This window comes from Massilia sp. BSC265, assembly GCF_000740675.1.
GTDB lineage: Bacteria > Pseudomonadota > Gammaproteobacteria > Burkholderiales > Burkholderiaceae_D > Telluria.
Genome location: NZ_JPXI01000010.1, coordinates 79,405 through 105,592, shown reverse-complemented (window position 1 = coordinate 105,592; position 26,188 = coordinate 79,405). Strand labels below are relative to the sequence as shown.

The 26,188-nt window shown below is 64.7% G+C and carries 26 protein-coding genes and 1 tRNA gene; 8 read left to right on the top strand and 19 right to left on the bottom strand.

Annotation, left to right across the window (positions count from 1 at the left end):
* The first annotated feature begins 62 nt into the window (after positions 1 to 62).
* The 6 genes from MA09_RS01345 to MA09_RS01320 all read left to right on the top strand — a co-directional run bounded on the left by MA09_RS01345 (position 63) and on the right by MA09_RS01320 (position 5,566).
* Positions 63 to 701 carry a peroxiredoxin gene (locus MA09_RS01345; protein WP_036244595.1) on the top strand — a complete coding sequence of 213 codons (639 nt, stop codon included), beginning with the start codon at positions 63 to 65 and terminating at the stop codon, positions 699 to 701.
* Between the two features lie 188 nt (positions 702 to 889).
* Positions 890 to 1,663 (top strand): sulfite exporter TauE/SafE family protein, encoded by a 774-nt coding sequence (locus MA09_RS01340; protein ID WP_036244593.1) that lies wholly within the window; start codon positions 890 to 892, stop codon positions 1,661 to 1,663.
* 120 nt (positions 1,664 to 1,783) lie between these two features.
* On the top strand, positions 1,784 to 2,638 hold the full coding sequence (gene cysT, locus MA09_RS01335) for a sulfate ABC transporter permease subunit CysT (protein ID WP_036244592.1): 855 nt from the start codon (positions 1,784 to 1,786) through the stop codon (positions 2,636 to 2,638).
* Positions 2,635 to 3,555, top strand: coding sequence for a sulfate ABC transporter permease subunit CysW (cysW, locus tag MA09_RS01330; protein WP_036244590.1), 921 nt, complete (start codon positions 2,635 to 2,637; stop codon positions 3,553 to 3,555). The genes cysT and cysW overlap by 4 nt, the downstream gene beginning before the upstream one ends.
* Positions 3,552 to 4,625 (top strand): sulfate/molybdate ABC transporter ATP-binding protein, encoded by a 1,074-nt coding sequence (locus tag MA09_RS01325; RefSeq protein ID WP_036244589.1) that lies wholly within the window; start codon positions 3,552 to 3,554, stop codon positions 4,623 to 4,625. Before cysW ends, MA09_RS01325 begins: the two co-directional genes overlap by 4 nt.
* Positions 4,626 to 4,636: 11 nt before the next feature.
* A complete protein-coding gene (locus MA09_RS01320; protein WP_036244587.1) occupies positions 4,637 to 5,566 on the top strand; it encodes a CysB family HTH-type transcriptional regulator in 930 nt (309 codons plus the stop codon).
* A 3-nt stretch (positions 5,567 to 5,569) separates the two neighbouring features.
* Here the strand turns inward: MA09_RS01320 and MA09_RS01315 are convergent, their stop codons facing one another.
* The 5 genes from MA09_RS01315 to MA09_RS01295 all read right to left on the bottom strand — a co-directional run bounded on the left by MA09_RS01315 (position 5,570) and on the right by MA09_RS01295 (position 9,840).
* Positions 5,570 to 6,526 (bottom strand): sugar kinase, encoded by a 957-nt coding sequence (locus tag MA09_RS01315; RefSeq protein WP_036244586.1) that lies wholly within the window; start codon positions 6,524 to 6,526, stop codon positions 5,570 to 5,572.
* 61 nt (positions 6,527 to 6,587) lie between these two features.
* The gene (locus tag MA09_RS01310) at positions 6,588 to 7,625 is read right to left on the bottom strand and encodes a quinone-dependent dihydroorotate dehydrogenase (RefSeq protein WP_036244584.1); all 1,038 of its coding nucleotides are present in this window, start codon (positions 7,623 to 7,625) and stop codon (positions 6,588 to 6,590) included.
* 77 nt (positions 7,626 to 7,702) lie between these two features.
* Positions 7,703 to 8,431 (bottom strand): arginyltransferase, encoded by a 729-nt coding sequence (locus tag MA09_RS01305; RefSeq protein ID WP_036244583.1) that lies wholly within the window; start codon positions 8,429 to 8,431, stop codon positions 7,703 to 7,705.
* Positions 8,432 to 8,512: 81 nt separating this feature from the next.
* Positions 8,513 to 9,244: a leucyl/phenylalanyl-tRNA--protein transferase gene (gene aat / locus MA09_RS01300; RefSeq protein ID WP_036244581.1), complete on the bottom strand. Its 732-nt coding sequence runs from the start codon at positions 9,242 to 9,244 to the stop codon at positions 8,513 to 8,515.
* Positions 9,245 to 9,258: 14 nt separating this feature from the next.
* Positions 9,259 to 9,840 (bottom strand): NUDIX hydrolase, encoded by a 582-nt coding sequence (locus MA09_RS01295; protein ID WP_036244579.1) that lies wholly within the window; start codon positions 9,838 to 9,840, stop codon positions 9,259 to 9,261.
* A gap of 173 nt (positions 9,841 to 10,013) precedes the next feature.
* Between MA09_RS01295 and MA09_RS01290 the strand changes: the two genes are divergently transcribed.
* Positions 10,014 to 10,090, top strand: a tRNA-Met gene (locus MA09_RS01290).
* 187 nt (positions 10,091 to 10,277) lie between these two features.
* Entirely contained in the window at positions 10,278 to 10,691 is a 414-nt protein-coding gene (locus MA09_RS01285; RefSeq protein WP_036244577.1) for a T6SS immunity protein Tdi1 domain-containing protein, read from the top strand.
* Positions 10,692 to 10,701: 10 nt separating this feature from the next.
* Here MA09_RS01285 and MA09_RS01280 read toward each other — a convergent pair whose 3' ends face one another.
* From MA09_RS01280 to MA09_RS01215, 14 genes are all read right to left on the bottom strand, one after another.
* Positions 10,702 to 11,589 (bottom strand): DNA-3-methyladenine glycosylase, encoded by an 888-nt coding sequence (locus tag MA09_RS01280; RefSeq protein WP_036244574.1) that lies wholly within the window; start codon positions 11,587 to 11,589, stop codon positions 10,702 to 10,704.
* Between the two features lie 17 nt (positions 11,590 to 11,606).
* On the bottom strand, positions 11,607 to 12,497 hold the full coding sequence (locus MA09_RS01275) for a DMT family transporter (RefSeq protein WP_081897360.1): 891 nt from the start codon (positions 12,495 to 12,497) through the stop codon (positions 11,607 to 11,609).
* 88 nt (positions 12,498 to 12,585) lie between these two features.
* The gene (locus MA09_RS01270) at positions 12,586 to 13,611 is read right to left on the bottom strand and encodes an XdhC family protein (protein WP_036244571.1); all 1,026 of its coding nucleotides are present in this window, start codon (positions 13,609 to 13,611) and stop codon (positions 12,586 to 12,588) included.
* Positions 13,612 to 13,767: 156 nt separating this feature from the next.
* Positions 13,768 to 14,853 carry a M48 family metallopeptidase gene (locus MA09_RS01265; RefSeq protein WP_036244570.1) on the bottom strand — a complete coding sequence of 362 codons (1,086 nt, stop codon included), beginning with the start codon at positions 14,851 to 14,853 and terminating at the stop codon, positions 13,768 to 13,770.
* Positions 14,854 to 14,875: 22 nt separating this feature from the next.
* Entirely contained in the window at positions 14,876 to 15,325 is a 450-nt protein-coding gene (dut, locus tag MA09_RS01260) for a dUTP diphosphatase (RefSeq protein ID WP_036244567.1), read from the bottom strand.
* A gap of 35 nt (positions 15,326 to 15,360) precedes the next feature.
* Positions 15,361 to 16,581, bottom strand: coding sequence for a bifunctional phosphopantothenoylcysteine decarboxylase/phosphopantothenate--cysteine ligase CoaBC (coaBC, locus tag MA09_RS01255; RefSeq protein WP_036244867.1), 1,221 nt, complete (start codon positions 16,579 to 16,581; stop codon positions 15,361 to 15,363).
* Between the two features lie 27 nt (positions 16,582 to 16,608).
* Entirely contained in the window at positions 16,609 to 17,136 is a 528-nt protein-coding gene (gene lspA, locus MA09_RS01250) for a signal peptidase II (protein WP_036244565.1), read from the bottom strand.
* Between the two features lie 75 nt (positions 17,137 to 17,211).
* Positions 17,212 to 20,103, bottom strand: coding sequence for an isoleucine--tRNA ligase (gene ileS / locus MA09_RS01245; protein ID WP_036244564.1), 2,892 nt, complete (start codon positions 20,101 to 20,103; stop codon positions 17,212 to 17,214).
* 103 nt (positions 20,104 to 20,206) lie between these two features.
* A complete protein-coding gene (locus MA09_RS01240) occupies positions 20,207 to 21,178 on the bottom strand; it encodes a bifunctional riboflavin kinase/FAD synthetase (protein ID WP_036244562.1) in 972 nt (323 codons plus the stop codon).
* A 175-nt stretch (positions 21,179 to 21,353) separates the two neighbouring features.
* On the bottom strand, positions 21,354 to 22,580 hold the full coding sequence (locus MA09_RS01235; protein ID WP_036244559.1) for a tetratricopeptide repeat protein: 1,227 nt from the start codon (positions 22,578 to 22,580) through the stop codon (positions 21,354 to 21,356).
* Between the two features lie 68 nt (positions 22,581 to 22,648).
* Entirely contained in the window at positions 22,649 to 23,083 is a 435-nt protein-coding gene (locus MA09_RS01230) for a biopolymer transporter ExbD (RefSeq protein ID WP_200883018.1), read from the bottom strand.
* A gap of 81 nt (positions 23,084 to 23,164) precedes the next feature.
* Positions 23,165 to 23,593: a biopolymer transporter ExbD gene (locus MA09_RS01225; RefSeq protein ID WP_036244558.1), complete on the bottom strand. Its 429-nt coding sequence runs from the start codon at positions 23,591 to 23,593 to the stop codon at positions 23,165 to 23,167.
* Between the two features lie 2 nt (positions 23,594 to 23,595).
* Positions 23,596 to 24,528, bottom strand: a complete 933-nt coding sequence (locus MA09_RS01220) for a MotA/TolQ/ExbB proton channel family protein (RefSeq protein ID WP_200883017.1) — start codon at positions 24,526 to 24,528, stop codon at positions 23,596 to 23,598.
* A gap of 86 nt (positions 24,529 to 24,614) precedes the next feature.
* Complete coding sequence (locus MA09_RS01215) at positions 24,615 to 25,280, bottom strand: energy transducer TonB (RefSeq protein WP_036244861.1); 666 nt, start codon at positions 25,278 to 25,280, stop codon at positions 24,615 to 24,617.
* Positions 25,281 to 26,188: the final 908 nt, after the last annotated feature.

Below are 26,188 nucleotides of genomic sequence, written 5' to 3'. Positions count from 1 at the left end.
TAAACTGCCAAGTGCTCTTAGACTATGCGTTGATGTAGCAACCACTCACATGGAGAAATGAGATGACCTTACGCCTCGGCGATACCGCCCCCGATTTCGAGCAGGATTCCAGCATCGGCAAGATCCGCTTCCATGAGTGGGCGGGCGATTCCTGGGTGGTGCTGTTCTCGCACCCGGCCGATTTCACCCCGGTCTGCACGACCGAACTGGGCCTGACCGCCAAGCTGAAGCCGGAATTCGACAAGCGCAACGTCAAGGCGATCGCGCTGTCGGTCGACCCGGCCGACAAGCACCGCGACTGGATCAAGGACATCGAAGAAACCCAGCAGACCGTGGTCGGCTTCCCGATCATCGCCGATGCCGACAAGTCGGTGTCCGCCCTGTACGACATGATCCACCCGGAAGCATCTGCCACCGCCACCGTGCGTTCGCTGTTCGTGATCGACCCGGCCAAGAAGGTGCGCCTGATGATCACCTACCCGATGAGCACCGGCCGCAACTTCGACGAAGTGCTGCGCGTGATCGACGCCCTGCAGCTGACCGACGGCTACACCGTCGCCACTCCGGGCAACTGGAAGGATGGCGACGACGTCATCATCCCGCTGACCGTGCAGGATCCGGCCGTCATCGAGCAGAAGTATCCCAAGGGCTACACGGCGCCGCGGCCTTACCTGCGCCTGACCCCGCAGCCGAACAAGTGATCCACGTACGGGTTACTGTAGCCCAATGTGTCACCGCTTTTCGTAGCGTGGGCGGAAAAGAGTCCACTGGACTCTTTTCCCCCGCCCGCCCTACAAGCTCATCCATCGCCGCATAAGCAAATAAGAAACCTGTTGTTTACCGAACTGCCGAGTCCCCTTACCCTGTGCCTTAACTTGGGGGTAAAGGCATGTCGACGACGTACATCATTGCAGGGTTCGCAGTAGGGCTGCTGGTCGGAATGACCGGCGTGGGCGGAGGCTCGCTCATGACGCCGCTGCTGACGCTACTCTTCGGCGTCTCGCCCTCGGTTGCCGTCGGCACCGACCTGGCCTTCGCCTCCATCACCAAGGGTGTCGGTACCGTCACCCACCGCTTCAACCGCACTGTCCACTGGAACATCGTCGGCCGCCTGTGCCTGGGCGCCTTGCCGGCCGCGCTGGTGGCCACGCTGGCGCTCAAATACTTCGGCGGCCTCGACGACGAGATCGGCCAGCTCATCCGTTATTCGATCGCCGGCTCCGTGATGCTGACCGTGGTCGCGCTGCTGTTCCGCGCCCGCATGCTGGCCTGGGTCAATGCCAATCCATCCCGTCAGCTGCAGGGCAGGGCGCTTGCCACCGCCACCGTCGTGTCCGGCGCGGTACTGGGCGTGCTCGTCACCGTCTCCTCCATCGGCGCCGGCGCGATCGGCGCCACGCTGCTGGTCATGCTGTATCCACGCCTGAGCCCGGCCGAGGTGGCCGGCACCGACATCGCCTATGCCGTGCCGCTGACGGCCATCGCCGCCTTCGGCCACTGGTGGCTGGGTTCGATCGACTGGATGCTGCTGCTGACCCTGCTCGTGGGCTCGGTGCCGGGCATCACGCTGGGGGCAATGGCAGCGCGCAAGGTGCCGGAACGTTTCCTGCGCGCCCTGCTGGCGACGACATTGACCGGCGTGGCGGCCAAGCTGGTTTTCTGAAGCCTTTGCTAAGCCCTAATAGCCGAAACCGTCTATATAAATGAGAAAAGTTTCGTTTGTAATATAAGGGCTGCGTGAGATTATGGCAGCCCGTTAGAAGAATTTGTAATAAGGGCCTCCATGAACGTGCAAACGCACAGTGCGCCACGCAGATCCCCCGGCCGGGTTATACCTGGCTTCGGCATCTCGCTGGGCTTCACGATTTTCTACCTCGCGCTGATCGTCCTGATCCCGCTCTCGGCGGTCTTCCTGAAGACCTTCACGATGAGCTGGGAGGCGTTCTGGAGCGCCGTCACCTCCGAGCGCGTGATGGCCTCCTACCGCCTGACCTTCGGCGCCTCGCTGCTGGCCGCCTTCATCAACGTCATCTTCGGCGGCATCGTGGCCTGGGTGCTGGTGCGCTACACCTTCCCGGGCAAGCGCATCATCGACGCCCTGGTCGACCTGCCATTCGCGCTGCCGACCGCGGTGGCCGGCATCACGCTCACCGCCCTCTACTCGCACAACGGCCTGATCGGCGAGCAGCTGGCCAAGTTCGGCATCAAGGTGGCCTTCACGCCGCTGGGCGTGCTGGTGGCCCTGACCTTCATCGGGCTGCCTTTCGTGGTGCGCACAGTGCAGCCGGTGCTGGAAGAAGCCGAACGCGAGCTCGAGGAAGCCGCCGCCAGCCTGGGCGCTTCGCCGCTGCAGACCTTCTGGCGCGTGGTGCTGCCCTCGATCGTGCCGGCGCTGCTGACCGGCTTCGCGCTGGCCTTCGCGCGCGCCACCGGCGAATACGGCTCGGTGATCTTCATCGCGGGCAACCTGCCGATGGTCTCGGAGATCACGCCGCTGTTCATCATCACCAAACTCGAGCAGTACGACTACGCGGGCGCCACGGCAATCGCAGTGGTCATGCTGATCATCTCGTTCATCCTGCTGCTGACGATTAACCTGCTGCAGGCGTGGACCCGCAAACGGGCAGGGAAGAAATGAGCGCAGTCCTCGACAATATCAACGCGGCCCCGAAGACGGCTGCCCCTGCACGCCGCTCGAAGAACAACGTGCTGGAGCCGGACTGGGTCCGCTACCTCCTGATCGGGGTAGCGCTCACCTTCCTGACCCTGTTCCTGTTCGTGCCGTTGGCGGCCGTGTTCACCGAAGCGCTCAAGCGCGGCTGGGACGTCTACCTCGAATCGATCAAGGATCCGGACGCCGTCTCGGCCATCAAGCTCACGCTGATCGCAGCCGGCATCTCGGTGCCGCTAAACCTCGTGTTCGGCGTCGCCGCCGCCTGGGCCATCGCCAAGTTCGAATTCAGGGGCAAGAGCATCCTGCTGACCCTGATCGACCTGCCGTTCTCGGTGTCGCCGGTGATCGCAGGCCTGATCTACGTGCTGCTGTTCGGCGCCCAGGGTTGGTTCGGCGAGTGGCTGGCCGCGCACGACATCAAGATCCTGTTCGCGGTGCCGGGCATCGTGCTGGCGACCATCTTCATCACCTTCCCGTTCGTGGCGCGCGAGCTGATCCCGCTGATGCAGCAGCAGGGCACCGAAGAGGAAGAAGCCGCGCTGGTGCTGGGCGCCTCGGGCTGGTCGACCTTCTGGCGCGTGACGCTGCCGAACATCAAGTGGGGCCTGCTGTACGGCGTGATCCTGTGTAACGCCCGTGCGATGGGCGAGTTCGGCGCGGTGTCGGTGGTCTCGGGCCACATCCGCGGCGAGACCAACACCATGCCGCTGCAGGTCGAGATCCTCTACAACGAATACAACTTCACGGCCGCGTTCGCGATCGCATCGCTGCTGGCGCTGCTCGCGCTGGTGACCCTGGCCGTAAAGAGCTTTATCGAATGGCGCCTGCACCAGGTACGCAAGGCAGCCGCCGCAGAACGACAAACGGAGCTAGCAGCATGACGATCGAAGTCCAACACATCCGCAAACAGTTCGGCCAGTTCACCGCGCTCGACGACGTATCGCTGCAGTTCCCGGACGGCCAGCTGACCGCCTTGCTGGGTCCGTCCGGCTGCGGCAAAACGACCCTGCTGCGCGTCATCGCCGGCCTCGAGCATCCTGATTCGGGCGCCGTGCTGCTCGACGGCCAGGATGCCTCGCACCGCCACGTGCGCGAGCGCCAGGTCGGCTTCGTATTCCAGCACTATGCGCTGTTCAAGCACATGACCGTGTTCGAGAACGTGGCCTTCGGCCTGCGCGTCAAGCCGCGCAAGGAGCGCCCGTCCGAGCAGCAGATCCGCGACAAGGTACGCCAGCTGCTCGAGCTCGTGCAGCTCGACTGGATCGCCGACCGCTATCCGCCGCAGCTGTCGGGTGGCCAGCGCCAGCGGATCGCCCTGGCGCGCGCCCTCGCGGTGGAGCCGCGCGTGCTGCTGCTCGACGAACCCTTCGGCGCGCTGGACGCCAAGGTGCGCAAGGAACTGCGCCGCTGGCTGCGCCGCCTGCACGACGAGCTGCACGTGACCTCGATCTTCGTCACCCACGACCAGGAAGAAGCACTGGAGGTGGCCGACCAGGTGGTCCTGATGAACAAGGGCCGCGTCGAGCAGCTCGGCACGCCCGACGCCGTGTACAACAAGCCGGCCTCGCCTTTCGTCTACGGCTTCCTCGGCAACGTCAACCTGTTCCATGGCCGCGTCCACGAAGGCGTGCTGGCCAGCGGCGACGTGCAGTTCCATGCGCCCGAGCATGCGGCTGTGCGTAATGGCGAGGGCATCGGCTACGTGCGTCCGCACGAGCTCGACGTCGCGCGCTATACGCCGGGCGCCGATGGCGTGGTGGCCAAGCTGCGCCGCGCGCATGCGATCGGTCCGCTCGCCCAGCTCGATCTCGAACGTGCCGACAACCAGCAGCTGATCGAGGCCGTGATCCCGAACGAGCTGTTCTCGAGCCAGGGATTCAAGGAAGGCGACACCCTGGTGCTCAAGCCGCGCCGTATCGAAGTCTTCGTGGATGCCGGCGAAGGTATCTGAGGAACGGGAATATGAACTTCCAGCAACTGCGTTCGGTGCGCGAGGCCGCACGCCGTGACTTCAACCTGACCGACGTTGCCAATGCGCTGTTCACTTCGCAGCCGGGCGTGTCGCGCCAGATCCGCGAGCTCGAGGAAGAGCTCGGGGTCGTGATCTTCGAACGCAACGGCAAGCGCCTGACCGGCCTGACGCCGCCCGGCAAGGGCATCCTCAAGATCGTCGAGCGCCTGCTGGTCGAGGCCGAGAACCTGCAGCAGGCCAGCGCCGAGTTCGCAGCCCAGGACAGCGGCACGCTGACGGTCGCCGTGACCCACACCCAGGCGCGCTATGCGCTGCCGCAGGTGGTGCAGTCCTTCCGCAACGCCTTCCCGGGCGTGCGCATCGCGCTGCAGCAGAGCGCGCCGGAACACATCGCGGAATGGGTCCTGTCGGGCAAGGCCGACATCGGCATCGCGACCGAAGGCCTGTCGGCCTTCCCGGACCTGGTGTCCTTCCCGTGCTACCGCTGGAGCCACCTGGTCGTGGCGCCGGAAGGCCACCCGATTTTTGCATCGAGCACGCCGCTGCGGCTGGAAGACCTGGCCGAGTATCCGCTCATCACCTACGACGTCGGCTTCACGGGCCGCAGCCACATCGACGCCGCGTTTGTCGAAGCGGGGCTGGCGCCGGACATCGTGCTCACCGCGATGGACTCGGACGTCATCAAGCAGTACGTGTCGCTGGGGATGGGCGTGGGGATCGTGGCCTCGATGGCCTTCGACCTCGGTCGCGACAAGGGAATGCGGGCGATCGAGGCCTCGCACCTGTTCGCTCCCAATGTGACGCGTCTGGCCGTGCGGCGCGGGTCCTACCTGCGGGCGTATGCCTACCACTTCATCGAGCGCTTCGCCCAGGGGTACACGCGGGCGGACATCGAGAAGGCATTGCAGGCGGTGGCGTGATCCCTACTTGATCACGCCTGCCGGTGGAATGGCGCCGCGATAAGCCAGCTTGGCCGCCGCACGCCGATTGGCCTCGGTGGCGGCATCCACCATCGTCTGGCCTTGTTGCAGGCCGAATAGAAAACTGCCGTTCCAGCAGTCGCCAGCGCCCGTGGTGTCGACCACCTTGTCCGCCTTGGCGCCCGCAACGTGGCGCACCGTCCCGGCGCTCGACAGAACGCACCCGTCTGCGCTGCATTTCAGGGCGACATTTGGAGCACGGCTGGCAAAGCGTTCGGCCATCGCGAAGGCGGCGTCCATGTCCTCTTCCAGTGCGTCTTCCGCACCCAGCAGCGCCGCGTCGGCCGGATGGCTGGGCAGCAGCCACTCCGCGAACGGTGCAATCTCGTCAAAGGCGGCGCGCGCGGCAGGAAGACCCCCGTGCAGGGCCCACAGGCGCGGCCGGTAATTGGGGTCGTAGGCAATGCGCACGCCGGCTTCAAGGGCAATGCGCGCGGCAGCCAGTGTCGCCGCCCGCGCAGTCGGCGAGAGCGCCTGGGTAATGCCGGACAGGAGCAGCCAATGGCTCGAGGCGATGTAGGCCGGATCGAGGTCTTCCGGCGCCAGTTGCGACGCGGGCGTGCCGTGCCGGCGGTAGGTAAAGGCGCGCTCGCCGCTAGGGGCCACCGAGATGAAGTACACGCCGTTGTCGCCGGGACGCTCGACTGCCTGACTGGTGTCGATTCCTTCCTGCCGCCAGGCGGCCAGCAGCCCACTGCCGAAGGGGTCGTCGCCCACTTTGGTAACGAAGCCGGTTTTGCCGCCCAGTCGCTGGTTCGCCACCAGCGCGTTCAGGACGTCGCCGCCATAAGCGCGCTGCAGCTGGGATGCGCTTGCCAGCGGCTCGGCTGAATAAAACTCCACCATGCACTCACCGATGCCGATCAAGTCGAAACGGCGGGGACGGAAGGATGCGTTCATGTCGGCTCCTGAAAGACTGCGTGTTAGTCGATGCTTCCTCGATTCTTCCTCGATGCTTCCATTAGCGGCGCAGTGCGGCCGCCGCGTCGCGGATCAGCGCCGGGCCGGCATAAATGAAACCGGTGTAGAGCTGCACCAGCTGCGCGCCGGCCTCGATCTTGGCGCGTGCATCTTCGCCGCGCATGATGCCGCCCACGCCGATGATCGGCAGCGCATCGCCCAGTTCGGCTTTGAGCAGGCGGATCACCGTGTTCGACAGTTCGAACACCGGCGCGCCCGACAGGCCGCCCGCTTCCTCGCCATGTTGCATGCCCTGCACCGCGGTGCGGCTGAGCGTGGTATTGGTGGCGATCACGCCGTCGATCTTGTGGCGCAGCAGGGCGCCGGCGATGTTGCGCACCTGGTCGCCGTCGATGTCCGGCGCGATCTTCAGGACTACCGGCACATAGCGCTTGTGCTGGTCCGCCAGCCGAAGCTGCTCTTCCTTCAGCTGCGACAGCAGGGCGTCGAGCTCGGACTCGCCCTGCAGCTGGCGCAGGTTCTTGGTGTTCGGCGACGAGATGTTGACGGTGACATAGCTGGCGTAGGGGTAGACCTTGCGCAGGCAGTAGAGGTAGTCGTCGGCCGCGCGCTCGATCGGGGTGTCGGCGTTCTTGCCGATGTTCAGGCCGAGCACGCCCTGCTTGTCCTGGTAGAAGCGGGAGGCCTGCACGTTGGCCACGAACGCGTCCACACCGCCGTTGTTGAAACCCATGCGGTTGATGATGCCCTGCGCCTGCGGCAGGCGGAAGATACGCGGCTTCGGGTTGCCGCCCTGCGGGCGCGGCGTCACGGTGCCGATCTCGATCGAGCCGAAGCCGAGCGAGGCAAGGCCGTCGATGTAGGCGCCGTCCTTGTCCAGGCCCGCGGCCAGGCCGACCGGGTTCGGGAAGGTGATGCCCATGACCGTGCGCGGGTCCGGCGCCGGGCGGCTGGACAGCTTGGTCAGGCCGAGTGCCGTGGCGCGGCGCAGCAGCGGCAGGGTCAGGTTGTGGGCTTGCTCGGCGTCGAGCGAGAACAGCAGCGGGCGGGCGAGGGAGTACAGGAGCTTGTCGGACATGGGGGACTCATCGTAAATGACTCCCGCCATTTTACAGCGCCGGGATGGCTCGGCGGCCATCCGAGGGATCAATAGCTTCAGCGCTCCAGCACGCTCCACACGCCGCCGATGCGCGCTTCCAGCGGACGGAAGTTGATCTTGTAGGCCATCTTCGGACTTTGCTCGATCCAGTAGCCCAGGTAGACATACTGGAGACCGAGTTCGCGCGCCTGGTTCACCTGCCACATGACGTTGTAGGTGCCGAAGGAGGCGCCCGGCAGGTCCGGGTCGAAGAAGGTATAGACCGACGACAGGCCATCGGACAGCACGTCGATGATCGAGACCATGCGCAGCAGGCCGTCGGGCTCGCGGAACTCGACCAGGCGGGTGTTCACCCGGCTCTGCAGCAGGAACTGGGCGTACTGGTCGCGGCTGTCCTGGTCCATGCCGCCGCCGACGTGGCGGGTGGTCTGGTAGCGCAGGTAGAGCGCGTAGTGCTCGTCGGAGAACGCGAGGTTGGCCACCATCGCCACCAGGTTGCCGTGGCGCTTCCAGGCGCGGCGCTGGGTACGGCTGGGCGTGAAATCCTCGCACTTCACCCGTACCGGGATGCAGGCCTGGCAGCCGTCGCAATAGGGGCGGTAGGTGAAGATGCCGCTGCGGCGGAAGCCGTTGCGCACCAGCTCGGAATACACGTCGGCATTGATCAGGTGCGAAGGCGTCGCCACTTGCGAACGGGCCTGGCGCGCATCGAGGTAACTGCAGGGATAGGGCGCCGTCGTGTAGAACTGCAGCGTAGCGAAGGGCAGGTCATTTAGGTGCGTCATGCAAAAAGCTCTCGAGACGACGTGATGGACCTATTTTAGCGAAATCAAAGCGGTGTCACTGTTAGCCAATCAACGGTGCAGCTACCTACCGCGCCGATCCAGAGGGGGCGCAACTTCCCAGTGGGTGATGGCCGGCTCTTGGATGGCCTGGCGCAAATGGGCCAGGAAGGCGCTGCGCGGGATCGGCGAGGCGCCCAGCGAAGCCAGGTGGCCGGTCTCCTGCTGGCAATCGATCGTCGAGACGCCCTGGCTGCGCAGGAAGGCGACCAGGTAGGCGAGCGCCACCTTGGACGCGTCCGTCACCCGGGCGAACATCGATTCGCCGTAGAACATGCGTCCGATGCACACGCCATAGGCGCCGCCCACCAGCTTGCCCTCGTACCAGACTTCCGACGAGTGGGCATAGCCCATCGCATGCAGGCCGGTATAGCCGTCGATGATGTCTTCCGAGATCCAGGTGCCGGGCCCGTCCTTGCGCGGGGCGGCGCAGGCGCGCATCACGTCTTCGAAGGCGCTGTCGAAGCGCACGTCCCAAGGGCCTCCTTCGACGCGGCTGCGCTCGACGCGCTTCAGGGTCTTCTTCAGGCTTTCGCTCACCTTGAAGTGCTCGGTACGCAGCACCATGCGCGGGTCGGTGCTCCACCACAGGATGGGCTGGCCTTCCGAGAACCAGGGGAAGATGCCGTTCCGGTAGGCCAGCAACAGGCGCTGCGGCGACAGGTCGGCGCCGGCCGCGAGCAGGCCGGGGGCGTCGATCGTCAGCGCCTCGGATACGTCAGGGAAGGGCGATGTCGGCTCGAGCCAGGGGATCATGACGGGCTCTGGGATCAGTCGGGTTCGCGGGGAGCCAGCATCGGGCGAACGATGTCCCGGCTATGGAAACCGTAGCTGCCGCCCTCGCGCACTTTGACGTGGTCGGCAAAGAACAGTTCCAGCGTGGTGCGTACCGTAGGGAAAGCCAGGTCGTCCCAGGGAATCTCTTCCTGGGTGAACAATTGCACCTCAAGGCTTTCCTCACCGGGCGCGAAGTCCAGGTTGCGCAGGCGTGCCAGGTAGAACAGATGGACCTGATGCACATGGGCCACGTTGAGCAGGGTGAACAGCTTGCCGAGGTCGACATCGGCGCCGGCTTCCTCTTCGGTTTCGCGCACGGCGGCCTGCTCTGTCGTTTCCTCGTTCTCCATGAAGCCGGCCGGCAAGGTCCAGTAGCCGTAGCGCGGTTCGATCGCGCGTTTGCAAAGGAGCAGTTGCAGCTTGCCGTCCTGTTCCCAGACGGGGATCGAGCCGATGACCAGCTTGGGATTCTGGTAGTGGATCGTGTGGCAGTGGGGGCAGACGTAGCGCGGCCGGTTGTCGCCTTCGGGAATTGCCAGGGCGACAGGATGGGCGCACTCGGAACAGAATTTCATAGGTCAGCGGCAGGTTGAGATTGTGCTTACTTTACACTGAATTGCCGGCACTGGGCCGCCGCCGGCGCGTGCAAAAGTGCCCACGGCCGAGCCATGCCGTGCTGCAATCGCTCATCAGGGGAGGATTGCATTTGCCTAAAAGACCGTTTCGGCGTATAATTCATTTCATCAGACGCGGGGTGGAGCAGTCTGGCAGCTCGTCGGGCTCATAACCCGAAGGTCACAGGTTCAAATCCTGTCCCCGCAACCAGAATTCAAAAGCCGTTGATTCGCAAGGATCAACGGCTTTTTCGTTTTTCCCGTCCAAGCGGCTCAGACCAGAGCGGTGTCAAACCGGACGCATCCGTTCGGAATGTTGTCGAGCCAGCCTTGTCCAACACGCGTAACGCCGGCGCAGGCATCCGTGTACCGGCTCGCGAACCAACAGGGCAGACCACATGATCAACGTAGACGACATCAACGACGCCTGGGGCTGGGTCGGCTTGACCGCTGTCGAAGTCCTTGGGTCCAATGCATTCGGTAACCTCATCATCCGCGACGACGAAGGGCGCTACTGGCGGCTGCGCCCGCAAGACCTGTGCTGCGAACCGGTCGCCGACAGTCGCGCGGCACTGGATGCGCTAGCCTACAACCAGGATTTCCTGAACGACTGGTACATGCCGGAAGTCGTGCACCTGGCGGAAACCACGCTTGGTCCCTTGGTAGAGGGACGCAAATACTGCCTCAAGATCCCGAGCGCGCTCGGCGGCCACTACGGCCGCGAGAACCTGGCCACGGTGCCGCTGCCGGAGCTGATCCGTTTTTCGGGGGAAAGTGCGCAGCAGTTCGACGACTTGCCGCGCTGGAATTAAACGGCCTTCGCTAGCTGCTGGAATCGCTGAGGCTGGCCCACAGGTAGGCAGCCGCCATCGTGCGGTGCGGCGCGTAGCGCTCGAGCAGGCGCTGCGTGGTCGGGATGTCCGGGCGGGCGTCTCCACCCAGCAGGCGGTGGAAGGCGGTGCGGATGGCCACGTCGCCTTCCAGAGAACAGTCCGGGTAGCCATAGCCGCGCAGCAGGGCATAGTTGACGGTCCAGGGGCCGATGCCTTTAATGGCCAGCAGCTCCTCCACGATATCGCCCACCAGACGTGCGCGGTCCAGGTCGACGCCGCCTTCGACCACGAGCCGGGCCAGGCGCAGCAGGGTCTCGGCTTTCGAGCGAGAGAACTTGCGGCTGGTCAGGTCTTCCAGCGCCAACCGGGCGACGTCCGGCGCTTCCGGATAACACCACAGGCCGCTCGCATGGACCCGGCCGGCGAGCTGGATGAACGTACGGCGCAGCGAGATGGCGAAAGGCAGGTTGATCTGCTGGCCGATGATCGCCCAGGTCAGGGCCTCGAACACGGTGGCGGACTGGACGATGCGCAAGCCCGGCTGGCGTGCCACCACCGGCCCCAGCGCAGGATCATTGCGCGCGAACGCGGCGAAGGCGGCCGGGTCGATGCGCAGGCCGAGGATGTTGAGCAGGGCCTCGCGTGCATGCGCCAGCAGTGCCGGGCTCACGTCGCCGTCCGCGTCGACCAGGCAGCGTGCGGTGTCGCGACAGAAACCCACTTCCAGCACCACGGGCGTGCCGTCGAGCAGCACACCCTTGCGCAAGCCGTCCGCCGCCACCTGTTCCGCGATCTCTTCCGCATCGCGGCTGTGAAAGGCCAGCACGTCCTGGAAGCGATAGCCGGGCGGCAGGTCGAGGGTGATCTCGCTACGCATCGCGCTTCGCGGTCCGTCTACTTGGCCTGCGCGGCAGGCGCGCGCAGGAAGGAAGGCACGAAGCCGGTCACCAAGGCCGTGCCGACGAGCACGATGCTTGAGCCGAGCAGCGTATGCCAGCCGATCACTTCATGCAGGAAGATCGCGCCCCACAGGATGCCGAACATCGGATTCAGGAAGGTCACCGTCAGTGCCGAGGTGGTACCGACTTCCTCGATCAGCTTGAAGTAGAGGATGTAGGCGATGCCGCTGCAGACCACGCCCAGCGCCAGCACCGCCGCCCAGATGCCGGCCGTCGGTTCGCCCGGCGACGGAAAGAAGGGCAGGGCCGGGATCACGAACAGCGTCGCGGCCCACATCGAGCCGTGTGCGTTGGCGAAGGGCGCTACCGCCTTGGCCGACTTGGCGTACTGGCTGGCGATGCTGTAGCAGAAGGCCGCCACCAGCGCCGCGACGATGGCCACCATGGCGCCGGGGCGTTCCGACACGTGGTCGAAGCCGACCAGCAGTCCCACGCCGACCGTGCCCAGCACCAGGCCGAGTGCGGCGCGGGGGGAGACGGCCTGGCGCGCCCATACCGCCCCGACGAGCGCGCCGAACATCGGCGCGGTGGCGTTCAGTACCGACAGCACCGAGGCCGACAGGGTGCGCGCGGCGAAGGCGAACAGCAGGAAGGGCAGGGCCGAGTTAAAGAAGCCCAGCACCAGGTAGTGTTTCCAGTGCTGGCGCAGGTCGAGTGAGGTCCCCTTGCCACGGCGGTGCAGGACCCACGAGACGCCGGCCAGGAACAGGGCCGCGAACAGCACCCGGTATTCGATCAGCACCGCGGGTCCGAGCACGGGCGCGGCGATGCGCATGAAGAGGAAGGAGCCGCCCCAGATGGCGGCCAGCGCCACGAGGCGCAACATGTTCACGGTATTCATTGGGCGGCGGGGGAGAAAAGGACGATTGTGGCGGCACGGTCCGGATTGCGCCACCCGGTTATTGCGCTGGAATTCACGCGGCGTCGCTGCGCAGCACGGTGCAGGCTGCCGTGCTCGCCGACTGGGCCGCCGCCGCGTGGGGCACCAGCAGGGTGGCCGGCACGCCGTTCTTCACGGCGGTCATTTCGGCCATGATCGAGATCGCGATCTCGCTCGGGGTCTTGCTGCCGATATAAATGCCGATCGGTCCGTGCAGGCGCGCCAGCTGGGCCTCGCTCAGGTCGAACAGCTTGAGGCGCTCGCGGCGCTTGTCGTTGTTCAGGCGCGAGCCGATCGCGCCGACATAGAAGGCCTCGGACCTGAGCGCCTCCATCAGGGCCAGGTCGTCGAGCTTGGGGTCGTGAGTCAGGGCGACAACCGCGCTGCGCGCATCCAGGCGCGCCTCGATCACCAGGTCGTCGGGCATGGCGTGCACCAGTTCCACGCCGGGCAGATTCCAGCCGCTGCGGTATTCCTCGCGCGGGTCGCACACGACCACGCGGTAGTCCATGCCGCTGGCGATCTGCGCCAGGAAGCGCGACAGCGGACCGGCGCCGATGATGTACAGGCGCCAGCGCGGTCCGTGGATGGTGGCCAGCACCCCGTCCTCCACGCGCTGGATGGCGCCGGCCTCGGCGCGCGCCAGGGTGACGGCGCCGGTCGCAAGTATCACGCGGCGCTCGACCAGTTCACCCTCGCTCAGCCGCGCCAGCAGTTCGCGGATGCGGCTGTCCCGCGAGAGTGGCTCGATGGCCAGTTCGATGGTGCCGCCGCAGGGCAGGCCGAAGCGGTGCGCCTCGTCGGCGCTGATGCCGTAGCTGACGATCTCGGGACGGGTCATCTCGATGCCGTTGCGGCGCACTTTCTCGATCAGGTCGTCTTCGATGCAGCCCCCGGAGACCGAGCCGACCACGCTGCCGTCCTCGCAGATGGCCAGTAGCGCGCCGATCGGGCGCGGGCTCGAGCCCCAGGTCTTGATCACCGTCACCAGCTGGCAGCGGCGGCCGGCGGCGAGCCAGGCGTCGCAGGTCTTCAGTACGTCGAGGTCGATGCTGTCCATGGTGCTGCGCCGCGTCGTGTGCGGCGTCGTTGGTGTGGTGGGCAATGATACAAAAAACGCGGCCGGCTTGCCGGAAGCTGGCTTCTGCTGGGTAGTGGCCGCCAAAACGAACGCGGACGCACCGGGCGTCCGCGTTGGATGGGCAATGCTATGCGATCAGGGCTTGAGTGGCTGGTTCGCCGCCTTCTTCGCCTTGACCTCGGCCACCGCCTTGTCGATGGCGGCCGTGCGTTGCGCGAGCGCCGGGTGGTTCGCGGTGTGGCCGTTCAGGACCGTCGCCGGGTAGGTCTCGGCGAAGCGCTTCCAGAATCCCGACACGCCATCCACACGGTAGTCGGCGCGCGCCAGCAGGTAGACCGCGAGCCGGTCGGCGGCGGTGTCGAGCGTCGCCGGCATGGACTTGATGCCGCCGCTGCCGATCAGCATCGAGGTGTCCGGCGCGATGCGGGTCAGGTTGTCGATGATGCTGCCGATGGTGGCGGCATTGCGCTGGTTGGCCGCGTGGTTCAGCATGTTGTGCGCCATCGTGTGCGCCACCACGTAGGCCAGTTCTTCGTCGTTCTGGACGAAGCCCACCATGCCGCGCGTGACCATCACGCGCTGGCCGTCGGCATAGGCATTGACGTTGTCCGCGTTGCCCAGTTCGATGCCGAAGGCGCACGCGCGGGTCACGGGAATCGTCAGGTCGCGCTGCTGTCCGCGGCGATCGATGGTCAGCGGCAGGCTGGCCTGTTTCTGCATGATCGGCCCGAACACGGCGCCCGCCTGGGACAGCGCATTCGGGCCGGTCGGCAGCGGCTTGCCGCCGGCGGCCACGAGTTCGTCGCCGTTGCGCAGGCCGGCCTTGGCGGCGCCGCTGCCGGCCAGTACATTGGTTACCTGGAGGCGCTCACCCATGCCGAGCACGGCGTGCGCGGCCTCGTTATAACTTCCCGGATAGGTATAGCGGTTCTTGGCCGTGAAACCGAGCAGGTTGCGCGCGTGGCGCGTGCACAGTTCCGCATTGTCGATGAGGAGGGGCGCGGCGACCTTGTACAGGCGGTCCTGCAGGGTCGCCATCCTGGTGAGGGTCTCGGCCGCAGCCGCCATCTCCGGTGTCACTTGCGGGGTCTGCGGTGCAGCCTGTCCCGGCGGGAGAGGCTGGCCCGGCTGCATCGGTCCCTGCGTGGCGCAGGCCGACAGCAGGACGGCGCTGGCAACGGCCAACGCAGCTAGACGAAATTGCGGACGCAAATGGATCATGCTCCTCCTTACTCCTTGTCTTTTATTGTTTGCCGGTGCTGCCGAACCCTCCGGCGCCCCGTTCGCTCGATGCGAACTCCTCCACCACGTTGAAGCCTACCTGCAGCACGGGCACGATCACGAGCTGGGCCAGCCGGTCGAGCGGCTGCAGCGTGAAGCTGGCGTGGCTGCGGTTCCAGGTCGAGACCATCAGCTGCCCCTGGTAGTCGGAGTCGATCAAGCCTACCAGATTGCCGAGAACGATGCCGTTCTTATGGCCGAGCCCACTGCGCGGCAGGATCATCGCGGCATAGCCGGGATCGCCGATGTGGATCGCCAGGCCGGTCGGTACCAGCACCGTCTGGCCCGGCTCGATGACGAGCGGAGCGTCGATGCAGGCGCGCAGGTCCAGGCCCGCGCTGCCGGGCGTGCCGTAGGCCGGCAGCAGCTCCTTCATGCGCGGATCGAGGATTTTCAGGTCGATGTTTTTCATGCTGTTCTTATGCTGCTTAATGAACTCAGGTCAGCTCAGGTGAGCAAAGAGCGCTGCTCGAGGCGCTTCGCGATTTCGGAAACCAGCTGGCGCGCCAGGCTAAGCTTGTCGGCGCGTGGCAGCAAGGTAGGGCCGCTCTCGTCGAACAGGATGATGGTGTTCTCATCCTGCCCGAAGGTCTGCGGCCCGATATTGCCCACCAACAGGGGAATACCCTTCTTCTCGCGCTTGGCCGCGCCGAATTCCATCAGGTTCTCGGACTCGGCGGCGAAGCCCACGCAGTAGGGCCAGCCGGAGAGGGAGGTAGTGGCCGCGACCGACGCCAGGATGTCGGCGTTCTGCACGAACTCCAGCTGGGGCGCGCCGCCGCCTTCCTGCTTCTTGATCTTCTGGCCGCTGGCATTCGCTACGCGCCAGTCGGCGACGGCTGCCACGCCGATGAAGACGTGCTGGCCCTGCACGCCCGCCATCACGGCGTCGTGCATCTGCTGGGCGGTAAGTACGTCGATGCGGCGCACGCCATGCGGCGTCGGCAGCGAGGTCGGGCCGGTCACCAGCGTCACTTCGGCGCCGGCTTCGCGCGCCGCGCGCGCCACCGCATAGCCCATCTTGCCCGAGGAAAGGTTGGTGATGCCGCGCACCGGGTCGATCGGCTCGAACGTGGGGCCCGCGGTGATCAGCACGCGGCGGCCCGCCAGCACCTTGTGCTGGAAGGAGGCGATCAGCTCCTCGACCAGCTCTTCCGGCTCCAGCATGCGCCCCAGGCCGGTCTCGCCGCAGGCCTGGGAGCCGGCTGCGGGACCGAACAGGCACAGACCGTCCTCGACGAGCTGCCTGACGTTGCGCTGGGTTGCCGGGTTTTCCCACATCTCGACGTTCATCGCCGGCGCCACCAGCAGCGGCACGCGGCGCGGGCGCGCCACGCACAGGGTCGACAGCAGGTCATCGCAGGCGCCGTGCGCCAGCTTGCGGATGAAATCGGCCGAGCAGGGCGCCACCAGGATGGCGTCGGCGTCGCGGGTGAGGTCGATGTGGGCCATGTTGTTGGCCATGCGCGGGTCCCACTGGTCGGTGTAGACCGGCTGGCCGGACAGGGCCTGCATGGTGACCGTGCCGATGAAGTGGGTCGCGGCTTCGGTCATGACGACCTGCACGCTCGCGCCTTCCTTGGTGAGGGAGCGGCACAGTTCAGCCGCCTTGTAGCAGGCCACGCCGCCGGTGAGGCCGAGGACGATCTTCTTGCCCTTGAGGTCCATGCTCATGGTGACTCCGGATTCAGGGTGTTACGACTTGTTCACGCGCCGCAGCTCGTCGAGGACGAACAGGAAGGCGCCGACCGAGATGCCGATGTCGGCGATGTTAAAGGCCGGGAAGTGGCCGATCCCCTTCCAATAGAAGTCCAGGAAATCGATCACGTGGCCATGGACCACGCGGTCGATGCCGTTGCCGATGGCGCCCGCCATGATCAGGGCCAGCGCGAAGCAGAACAGGCGCTGGGTGGCGTTCTTCTTCATCATGTACAGGCAGAAGCCCACGGCGCCGATGGCGATCGCGAGGAAGAACCAGCGCTGCCAGCCGCTGGCGTCGCCCAGGAAGCTGAACGCCGCGCCCGGGTTGTACACCTTGATGAGGTTGAAGAAGCTGGTAACCGGCAGCGTCTCGGCGTAGGCGAAGGTGCGCTCGACGGTGAGCTTGGTGACCTGGTCGAGCAGGACGACGATCATCGCCAGGCCGAGCCATGGGAACAGGCTGGCGGAAGGCTTGTAGACGGGCTTGGCGCCCGGGGAAGCTTTTTTGATTTTGGTGGCCATGGTGAGTAGGTCGGTGCCTGCCGTGCCCAGCCTTGAGGCAGGGCACGGCGGTGAAAGCCCATGAAGGGCCAAGGCTTAAGCGTAACGGCGTGCTTCGCCGCTGCCGAACAGGTTGCTGGTGCAGCGGCCGCACAGGCCGGCGTGCGCATGGTCGTGGCCGACGTCGCGGCGGTAGTGCCAGCAGCGCTCGCACTTTTCCGCTTCCGACGGGGTCACGCTCACCGCTTCGTTGGCGGCGTCCGCCACCTGTTCCACGGTGGCCTGCGAGGTGATGAACACGAACTTCAGGTCATCGTCGAGGCTGGCGAGCAGCGTGTATTTTTCGCCGGCAGCCTTGATCGCCAGTTCCGCCTGCAGCGAAGAGCCGATGGCGCCCGAGGCGCGCACTTCTTCCAGCTGCTTGGTGACGTCGGCACGCACTTCGCGCAGGGCCGCGTACTTGGCCAGCAGCGCCTCGCCGTCGGCCAGCTCCGGGAAGCTCCACAGGGTCTGGGTGAAGATGGTCTCGTCACTGTCCGCGTAGGCCTGCTGCCCCGCGAACACGGCCCAGGCTTCCTCGGCGGTGAAGGACAGGATCGGCGCCATCACGCGCAGCAGCGCATGGGCGATGTGCCACAGCGCGGTCTGGGCCGACCGGCGGGCCTGCGAATCCACGCCGGTGGTGTACAGGCGGTCCTTCAGGATGTCGAGGTAGAAGCCGCCCAGGTCTTCCGAGCAGAAGTTCTGCAGGCGGGCGACCACCGGGTGGAACTCGTAGCGCTCGAAGTGCGCGGCGATATCCTGCTGCAGCTTCGCGGTCTCGGCCAGCGCATAGCGGTCGATCTCGAACAGCTCGGCGACCGGGACGGCATGCTGGGCCGGGTCGAAGTCCGAGGTGTTCGCCAGCAGGAAGCGCAGGGTGTTGCGGATGCGGCGATAGGACTCGGTCACGCGCTTGAGGATTTCCTCGCCGATCGACAGCTCGCCGGTGTAGTCGGTCGAGGCCACCCACAGGCGCAGGATGTCGGCGCCGAGCGTGTCGGAGATCTTCTGCGGCGCCAGCGTGTTGCCGAGCGACTTGGACATCTTCTTGCCGTTCTCGTCGACGGTGAAGCCGTGGGTCAGCAGCGCCTTGTAGGGCGGGCGGCCGTTCAGCATCGACGATGTCAGCAGCGAGGAGTGGAACCAGCCGCGGTGCTGGTCCGAGCCTTCCAGGTAGAGGTCGGCCGGGAAGGCGGACTGCTCCTTGTGCGAGCCGCGCAGTACGGTCTGGTGGGTCGAGCCCGAGTCGAACCACACGTCCAGCGTGTCCTTGTTCTTCTCATAATGGGCAGCGTCCTCGCCGAGCAGCTCGGCCGGGTCGAGCTGCTGCCAGGCGTCGATGCCGTTCTTCTCGATCAGCTGGGCGACCTGCTCCAGCAGTTCCGGCGTGCGCGGGTGCAGCTCGCCGGTTTCCTTGTGGATGAAGAAGGCCATCGGCACGCCCCACTGGCGCTGGCGCGACAGGGTCCAGTCCGGACGGTTGGCGATCATGCCCTGCAGGCGCGCCTGGCCCCAGTCGGGGAAGAACTGGGTCTCGGCGATGCCGGCCAGGGCGCTCTCGCGCAGGGTCGGGCCGCCGTCCTTCGGGGTGATGTCCATGCCGGCGAACCACTGGGAGGTCGCGCGGTAGACGATCGGGGTCTTGTGGCGCCAGCAGTGCATGTAGCTGTGGTCGAACATCTTCAGCTCGAACAGGGCGCCCGCGCCGCGCAGGGCTTCGCAGATCGGCTTGCTGGCTTCCCAGATGGTCAGGCCGCCGAACAGCGGCAGGGTCGAGGCGAAGCGGCCGTCGCCCATCACCGGCTTGAGGATCTCGTCGTCCTTCATGCCGTGCGCCTTGCAGGACTGGAAGTCTTCCAGGCCGTAGGCCGGCGCCGAGTGGACCACGCCGGTGCCGCTGTCGGTGGTGACGTAGTCGGCCAGGTAGACCGGAGAGGTGCGGTCGTAGAACGGGTCCTGCGCGTGCAGCGGGTGCTTGAAGCGGATGCCGTCCAGCTTCGCGCCCAGGGTGGTGGCGATGACGCTGCCTTCGAGCTTGTAGCGCTGCAGGGTGGCTTCGACCAGGTCCTGTGCCAGGATCAGCAGCAGGGCTTGGCCGTCACGCTCGGCCTGCACCAGGGCGTACGTCACTTCCGGGTTGGCGTTCAGGGCCTGGTTCGAGGGGATGGTCCACGGGGTGGTGGTCCAGATCACGATGAACCCGAGGGTAGCAGGCAGCTGCGGCAGACCGAAGGCGCTAGCCACTTTTTCCGGCTCCGCGAACGGGAAGCCGACGTCGATCGCCGGGTCGCGCTTGTCCTGGTATTCCACTTCCGCCTCGGCCAGCGCCGAACCGCAGTCGAAGCACCAGTTGACGGGCTTCAGGCCGCGGTAGACGTAGCCCTTGTCGAGCAATTGCCCTAGGGCGCGCAGCTCGTCGGCCTCGTTACCGTAGGCCATGGTCATGTAGGGGTTTTCCCATTCGCCCAGCACGCCCAGGCGGATGAAACCGGCGCGCTGGCGGTCGATCTGCTCCAGCGCATAGGCGCGCGCCTTCTGCAGCACCTCGGCGGTCGGCAGGTTCTTGCCGAACTGCTTTTCGATCTGGATCTCGATCGGCATGCCGTGGCAGTCCCAGCCCGGCACATAGGGCGCGTCGAAGCCGGCCATGGTGCGCGATTTCACCACCATGTCCTTCAGGATCTTGTTGACGGCGTGGCCGAGGTGGATGTCGCCGTTCGCATACGGCGGGCCGTCGTGCAGGATGAACTTCGGACGGCCGGCAGCCGCCTTGCGGATGCGCTGGTAGATCTTCTTTTCCTGCCATTGCTTGACCCAGCCCGGCTCGCGCTTGGCGAGGTCGCCGCGCATCGGGAAGGGGGTGTCGGTCATGTTGACCGGGTACTTGCTCTCTGGCTTTTTCGCACCCTTCTGGGCGTTGTTCTGGACTGGTTTAGTATCGGACATAAGGTTCTTCTCTGAGTAATTCGGTTCGGCGGCAACCAGGCCGCTGCTTGCATCTGTCGGGGACAATGGCGCCGCCCGCGCGTCGAGCGCGGTGCGACGCGCGTCAAATTCGGTCGGTCGCCGTCAAGGCGCCGTTGCGTTGCGCGAAGTAGGCGCGCGCCTGGGCGGCATCGCGCTCGATCGCGGCGGTGAGGGTGGGCAGGTCGACGTATTTTTCCTCGTCGCGCAACTTGGCGAGGAATTCGACGCGCACCAGCTTGCCGTAGGCGGGCCGGTTATAGTCAAACACGTGCACTTCCAGCAGCATGCGGCCGGCGTCTTCGACGGTGGGGCGCACGCCGAGGCTGGCGACGGCCGGCAAGGGCTGGTCTGCCAGGCCATGCACCTGCACCACGAAGATGCCGCACAGGGCAGGGCGATGGGCAACGCGCAGGTTCAGGGTCGGGAAGCCCAGCGTGCGGCCGAGTTTCTGGCCGTGGATCACGTGGCCCGACATGGCGTAGGGGTGCCCGAGGAGCTGCTGGGTGGCGCCGAAGTCTCCGGCGGCCAGCGCTTCGCGCACCGCCGAGGACGAGATGCGGCGCGCGCCCAGCATCACGGCGTCCAGGGTCTCGACCTGGAAGCCGTATTCGCGGCCGGCCTCCTGCAGCATGGCGATGTCGCCCAGGCGCCTGGCGCCGAAGCGGAAGTCGTCGCCGACCATCAGCCACTTGACGTGCAGGCCGTCCACCAGCACGCGCTCGATGAAATCCTGCGGCGACTGGGCGGCGAAGTGCTCGTTGAAGTGTTCGACGATGACGCGGTCGATGCCGGCGTTGGACAGGTCGCCCAGCTTGTCGCGCAGGTTGGCGATGCGCGCCGGGGCCTTCGACAGGTCGCCCATCTTCCGGGCGAAGTATTCGCGCGGGTGGGGCTCGAAGGTCATCACGGCAGCTTCGATTCCCAGTTCCCTGGCGGCGCTGCGCACGTGCGCCAACAATGCCTGGTGGCCGCGGTGGACACCGTCAAAGTTGCCGATCGTGAGGGCGCAGGGTGCGCGCGCCCTGTCGTTGGGTAGTCCGCGAAATACCTTCATCAATGCTTCCAATGGCGCAACCGGCCGGTCCGGCGCGAAATACCTGATTATACGGTAACTCGCATGTTGCACAGCAACGAAGGCCTACGGATGGCGGGAATGGGAGAGGGAGGCGCCGACGCAAAAAAAACGCCGCCTGCGGGCAGGCGGCGTTTCATGATTGCTCGCTCGGCTATCAGGCAACCGGACGGTTGATCGCCATGATCCAGTAGCGGGCCAGGTCGGCGCTGCCGTCCTTGCCGGCGACGGTCTTCAGCGTGCTGATGGCCTGCTGCTTCTTGCCGGCCGCGGCATAGGCTTCGCCCAGGCGCAGCTTGGCTTCGTCGGCGTAACGCAGGCCGCCGGCCTTGATGGCCGCTTCCATCATCTTCAGGCCCTTGTCGACCTGGCCAGCCTGCACCAGCGCGTAGCCAAGGCCCACCAGCGCGTCGTTGTCCTTGGCGGCGGTGTATTCGGCTTCCAGGGCGGCGACGCCCTTGTTCTGGTCGGCCAGGTTCTTCTCGGCCAGGTCCTTCAGGCGCTTGTGACGTTCGGCGTCGGGACCGGTGCCCAGGGCGCCGGCCTTGTAGCCCTTGTCGATGACCTTCAGCGCTTCGGCCGGGGCTTTCGCCTGCAGCACCAGCTGGGCCATTTCCATGAACTCGCTCGGCTTCTTCATCAGGTTGTTGGCCAGCTTCAGGCGGTAGACGTCCACCGCCAGGCGGCCGGAGAAGCCGGGCTTGCCCTGCACGCGGTTCAGCAGGTCGTTCCAGTACTGTGCCTTCGGATAGCTGGCAGCCAGCTTCTCGATGGTGTTGACGTAGCCGACCTTGTCGTTCTTCTTCAGCTGGATGTTGGCCAGCATGCCGAGCTCGTCTTCGCTCAGGCGGCCGTTCTTCTCGGCGTTACGCAGTTCCTGCTCCAGCGCGGCGACGTTGCCCTGCTTGTAGTAGTTCTGCAGCAGGTAGGCGCGCAGCTTCGGATCGTTGCCCTTTTGCAGCAGCTTCTGGATGGTGGCGTTTGCCTTGTTCAGGTCGCCGGCGCGCATGTAGATGCCGACCAGACCTTCCGAGAACTGCGAACGTTCAGCGGCGCTCAGCTTGCCCGAGTCGAGCAGCTTTTCGAACGAAGTCGCTGCGGTGCCCCAGTCGCCGGCCGACGAGGCGGCCGAAGCGCGTACGCGCTCGATCAGGAAGCGTTCGTCGTCGGTCTTCGCTGCCTTGTCCGCGTCGCGCAGGACACCCAGTGCGCCCTTGGCATTGCCCTGCTTCAGCAGCGTCTGGGCCTGTTGCAGCGGTTTGCCGACTTCCGGACGCAGGGTGACAGCGGCGTGCGCCGGGGCCAGGCCGACGACAGGAACGGCAGCGGTGAAACCGAGGGCGGCCAGTGCGAGGCTGAGGTGTGCGAGACGGAATTTGCTCATCAGAAAAAGTCCTTCTTGAAAATGGACACGGCAGGGAAACCCTGCCGTGTTGGTCAAACATGGATCGATTACTGGAACTGCTCGTTACCGACCATGCCGATCTTGGTGACGCCGAGACGCTGCGCGGTTGCCATGACACCGGCCACCACTTTGTACTCGACCAGCTTGTTCGGACGCAGGTGCACTTCCGGCTGGTTCGGCATTGCGGCAACGCCGTTCATCTTGGCTTCCAGTTCCGAACGATTCGGGACAACCTGGCCATCCCACAGGATGGTGCCGTCGAAGTCCACGTCGATCGTAACCACAACCGGCTTCTCATTCGTCTGCGGTGGCGGGGTGCCGACCGGCATGTTCAGATTGACCGAGTGGTTTTGTTTCGGAATCGTGATAATCATCATAATGATGAGAACGAGCAGGACGTCGATCAGCGGCGTCATGTTCATTTCCATCATCGGTTCCGGATCGGCTCCTTTAGCGGAGCCCGAACCTACGTTCATGCCCATGGTGTTTCCTTTTCAAATGTTGGGGTCTCGGACGCGGCAGCGAAACCTCCCGGGGGAGGCCGCGCTGCCGCGGACAGGGTATTAGCCCTTGTCAGGCGGTTCGATAACGAAACCGACCTTCTGAATCCCAGCACGCTGAGCCGTGTAGATCACCCGGCCGATCGATTCGTAGCGGGATTCCTGGTCGCCACGAACTTTCACTGCCGGTTGCGGCTGCTTCACCGACTGCTCCGCGAGGAACTTGAACAGCTCGTCCGTGTTCGCGATGCGGGTCTGGTTGTAGTACATCTCGCCATCTTTGTTGATGGTGATGTTGACGTCTTCCGGCTTGGTCTTGGTGACCTGGTTCGTCTCTGCAGGCAGGTTAACTTTCTGCAGGTTCAGAACTACCGGGCTGGTGATCAGGAAGATGATCAGAAGAACCAACATGATGTCCACAAGGGGCGTCGTGTTGATCTCTGACATCACGGCATCTTCATCTCCGGTATCGGAGCCGACACTCATCGACATGATTAGCCAGCCTTCTTAGCACCAGCGGCAGCGTTCGAGGTCGACATGGCACCCGAGATCAGGACCGAGTGAACGTCGGCCGAGAACGAACGGATATCTTCCATGACCGACTTGTTACGACGAACCAGCCAGTTGTAACCCAGAACCGCCGGGACTGCGACGAACAGACCGAATGCGGTCATGATCAGTGCTTCACCCACCGGGCCTGCCACTTTGTCGATCGATGCGTTACCCGACATACCGATGGCGGTCAGCGCGTTGTAGATGCCCCAGACGGTACCGAACAGACCGATGAACGGCGAGGTCGAGCCGACGGTTGCCAGGAACGACAGGCCATCCTGCAGGCGCGACTGGACGCGGTCCACGGCGCGCTGGATCTGCATGGTCACCCAGGTCGACAGGTCGATCTGCTCGAGCAGGGCGCCGTCGTGGTGCTGGGTTGCCTTGGTGCCGGTTTCAGCGATGAAGCGGAACGGCGAGCCTTCCTTCAGCTGAGCCGAGCCAGCGGCGATCGACGGCGCTTTCCAGAACTTGGCCGAAGCTTCCTTCGACTGCTTCATGATCTTCTGCTGGTCGATCAGCTTGGTGATGATGATGTACCACGAACCGATCGACATCAGCGACAGGATGATGATGGTGCCCTTGTTGACGAAGTCGCCTTCTTCCCACATGGCTTCGATGCCGTACGGGTTGTGCACTTCTTCGGTCTGCTCGCCGCCAGCGGCCGGAGCGGCTGCGTCGCCAGCCGGAGCGGCTGCGGCGTCGGCAGCCGGTGCAGCTGCGTCGGCAGCCGGGGCAGCCGCGTCAGCCGCCGGAGCGGTGGCGCCTGCGGCAGGTGCGTCAGCGAAGGCCGGTGCGGAAACCAGGGCCGATGCCGCCGTTACCGAGAACAGGACAGCCGCCAGCATAGCGGACAAACGGGTATTCTTAAACATGCTTCCTCCAAAAATATAAAAATAGACAGTTCGCTGAACTATTGACAACGAAAATCATAGAGTTGAGACGATGTTCTGTCTCGGTTTTATTCCAGCGTCCAGACGTACTGCACCGCTGTCCACGCCTGTTGCGGCTGACCATCAACAGTGGCCGGCTTGAATCGGCATTTGGTCAGGGCCGATTGTGCGGCCCGATCCAGATCGCGGAAGCCGGACGACTTCTGCAGTTTGGATTCCATCACTCGACCATCGACACCGATCAGGAACTGCAGGGTCGTGGTACCGGTTTCTTCGTTACGCTGCGACGAGCGCGGATATTCCGGACGTGCGCAAGTGTTAAAGTCTGCCACTGCTTCGGTACGGCTCGGACCTGCAGGACGCGCAGGTGCCGGCGGTGCCGGAGGTGCCGGAGGTGCCGGAGGTGCCAGGGTCGTGGTCGGCGGCGGCGTATTGGTCGCCGTCGTGATCGCGTTCTGCGGCGGCGGCGGTTGCTGCACCTGGACTTCGACCGGCGGAATGAACGGCGGTGGCGGAGCCTTCATTTCCGGCGGTGGCGGCGGTGGCGGCGTTTCCGGCGGAGGCGGCGGTTTCACCTCTTCAATCAGTTTTGTTTCAACAGCCTCGGTTACCTTGGTGACGATGCGGGTGCCCAGGCCATTGATGAATGCCCAAGCCACCACCACGTGCAACAGGATAACAATGGCGAGACCGGTGTAATTCTTTCCCGGGTTCTTATCATGCGTAAAATTCATGCCATCTTTCTCCAATACCAACTCTTTTTTGTTGCCACTAAACCCACTAAACACGACAAAAACCTAGGGCCGCATCCGGGACATCAAAGAATTATACCTACGAATTCTTTTTTGAGGAGACATTTTTACACCCCCGAAGGGATGCTAACTGCCTGTAAAAACAGGCAAAGAAGCTCATCTATACAAGTCTCGCGGCCCGCCGTGCGTGGTCCAGAAAGCAGGGGTCAATTGTAATTTTATGTAGCGGATCTCCTCCATCTGTGGATCGTGAGGCACCTAACATGGTTTTGCCGAATTTTTCATGCCAAAGCGGTCACATAGCAAATTTCGTATGATGCCATCGTGGTATTTACGAAAACTATAGCCAGTTTTGCCGAAGCGGAGCGTACTGTTGAGTACTCCGGGAATCGGCCTCTCCCCCGCAAAACGCATAGCTAAAAGTCATGGGCAAGCCCCGTCTTGATATGCTTCAGTTGTGCGTTTGATAACCGGTCCGCGGATATCTGCTTCTCATGCATAGCAAAACTACATGGATTTTGGTGTTTTGAACAGTGTGTTTGCACACTCAAGCGCAAAAAAATTACGTGACAGTGGTTGTTTGGGTGGGGAAGGGGTAGTAAGACGGAGCGCGCGACCATGGAAGGTGGTGCTGGGCTGCACGGGTAGGCTTTGTCTCTGTACGGAAACCCGCTCCATGCCGGATCGGGACGCGAAAGCCTGCATTGGTGCGACCGGAAGCGGCCGTCGCGCATGGTCCCGGTGGCGTACGGGATCACTGTGCGCGAATTGGTCCAGCCGAAATCGCGCGCGCACGCATTATTACAGGAAAACTGGTCTGAAGGCGCTGCAAATGCATAAAAATTTCGAACCGGTTGAGCGAGCCTGACCGGTCCCTCGTGCGGGCGCCG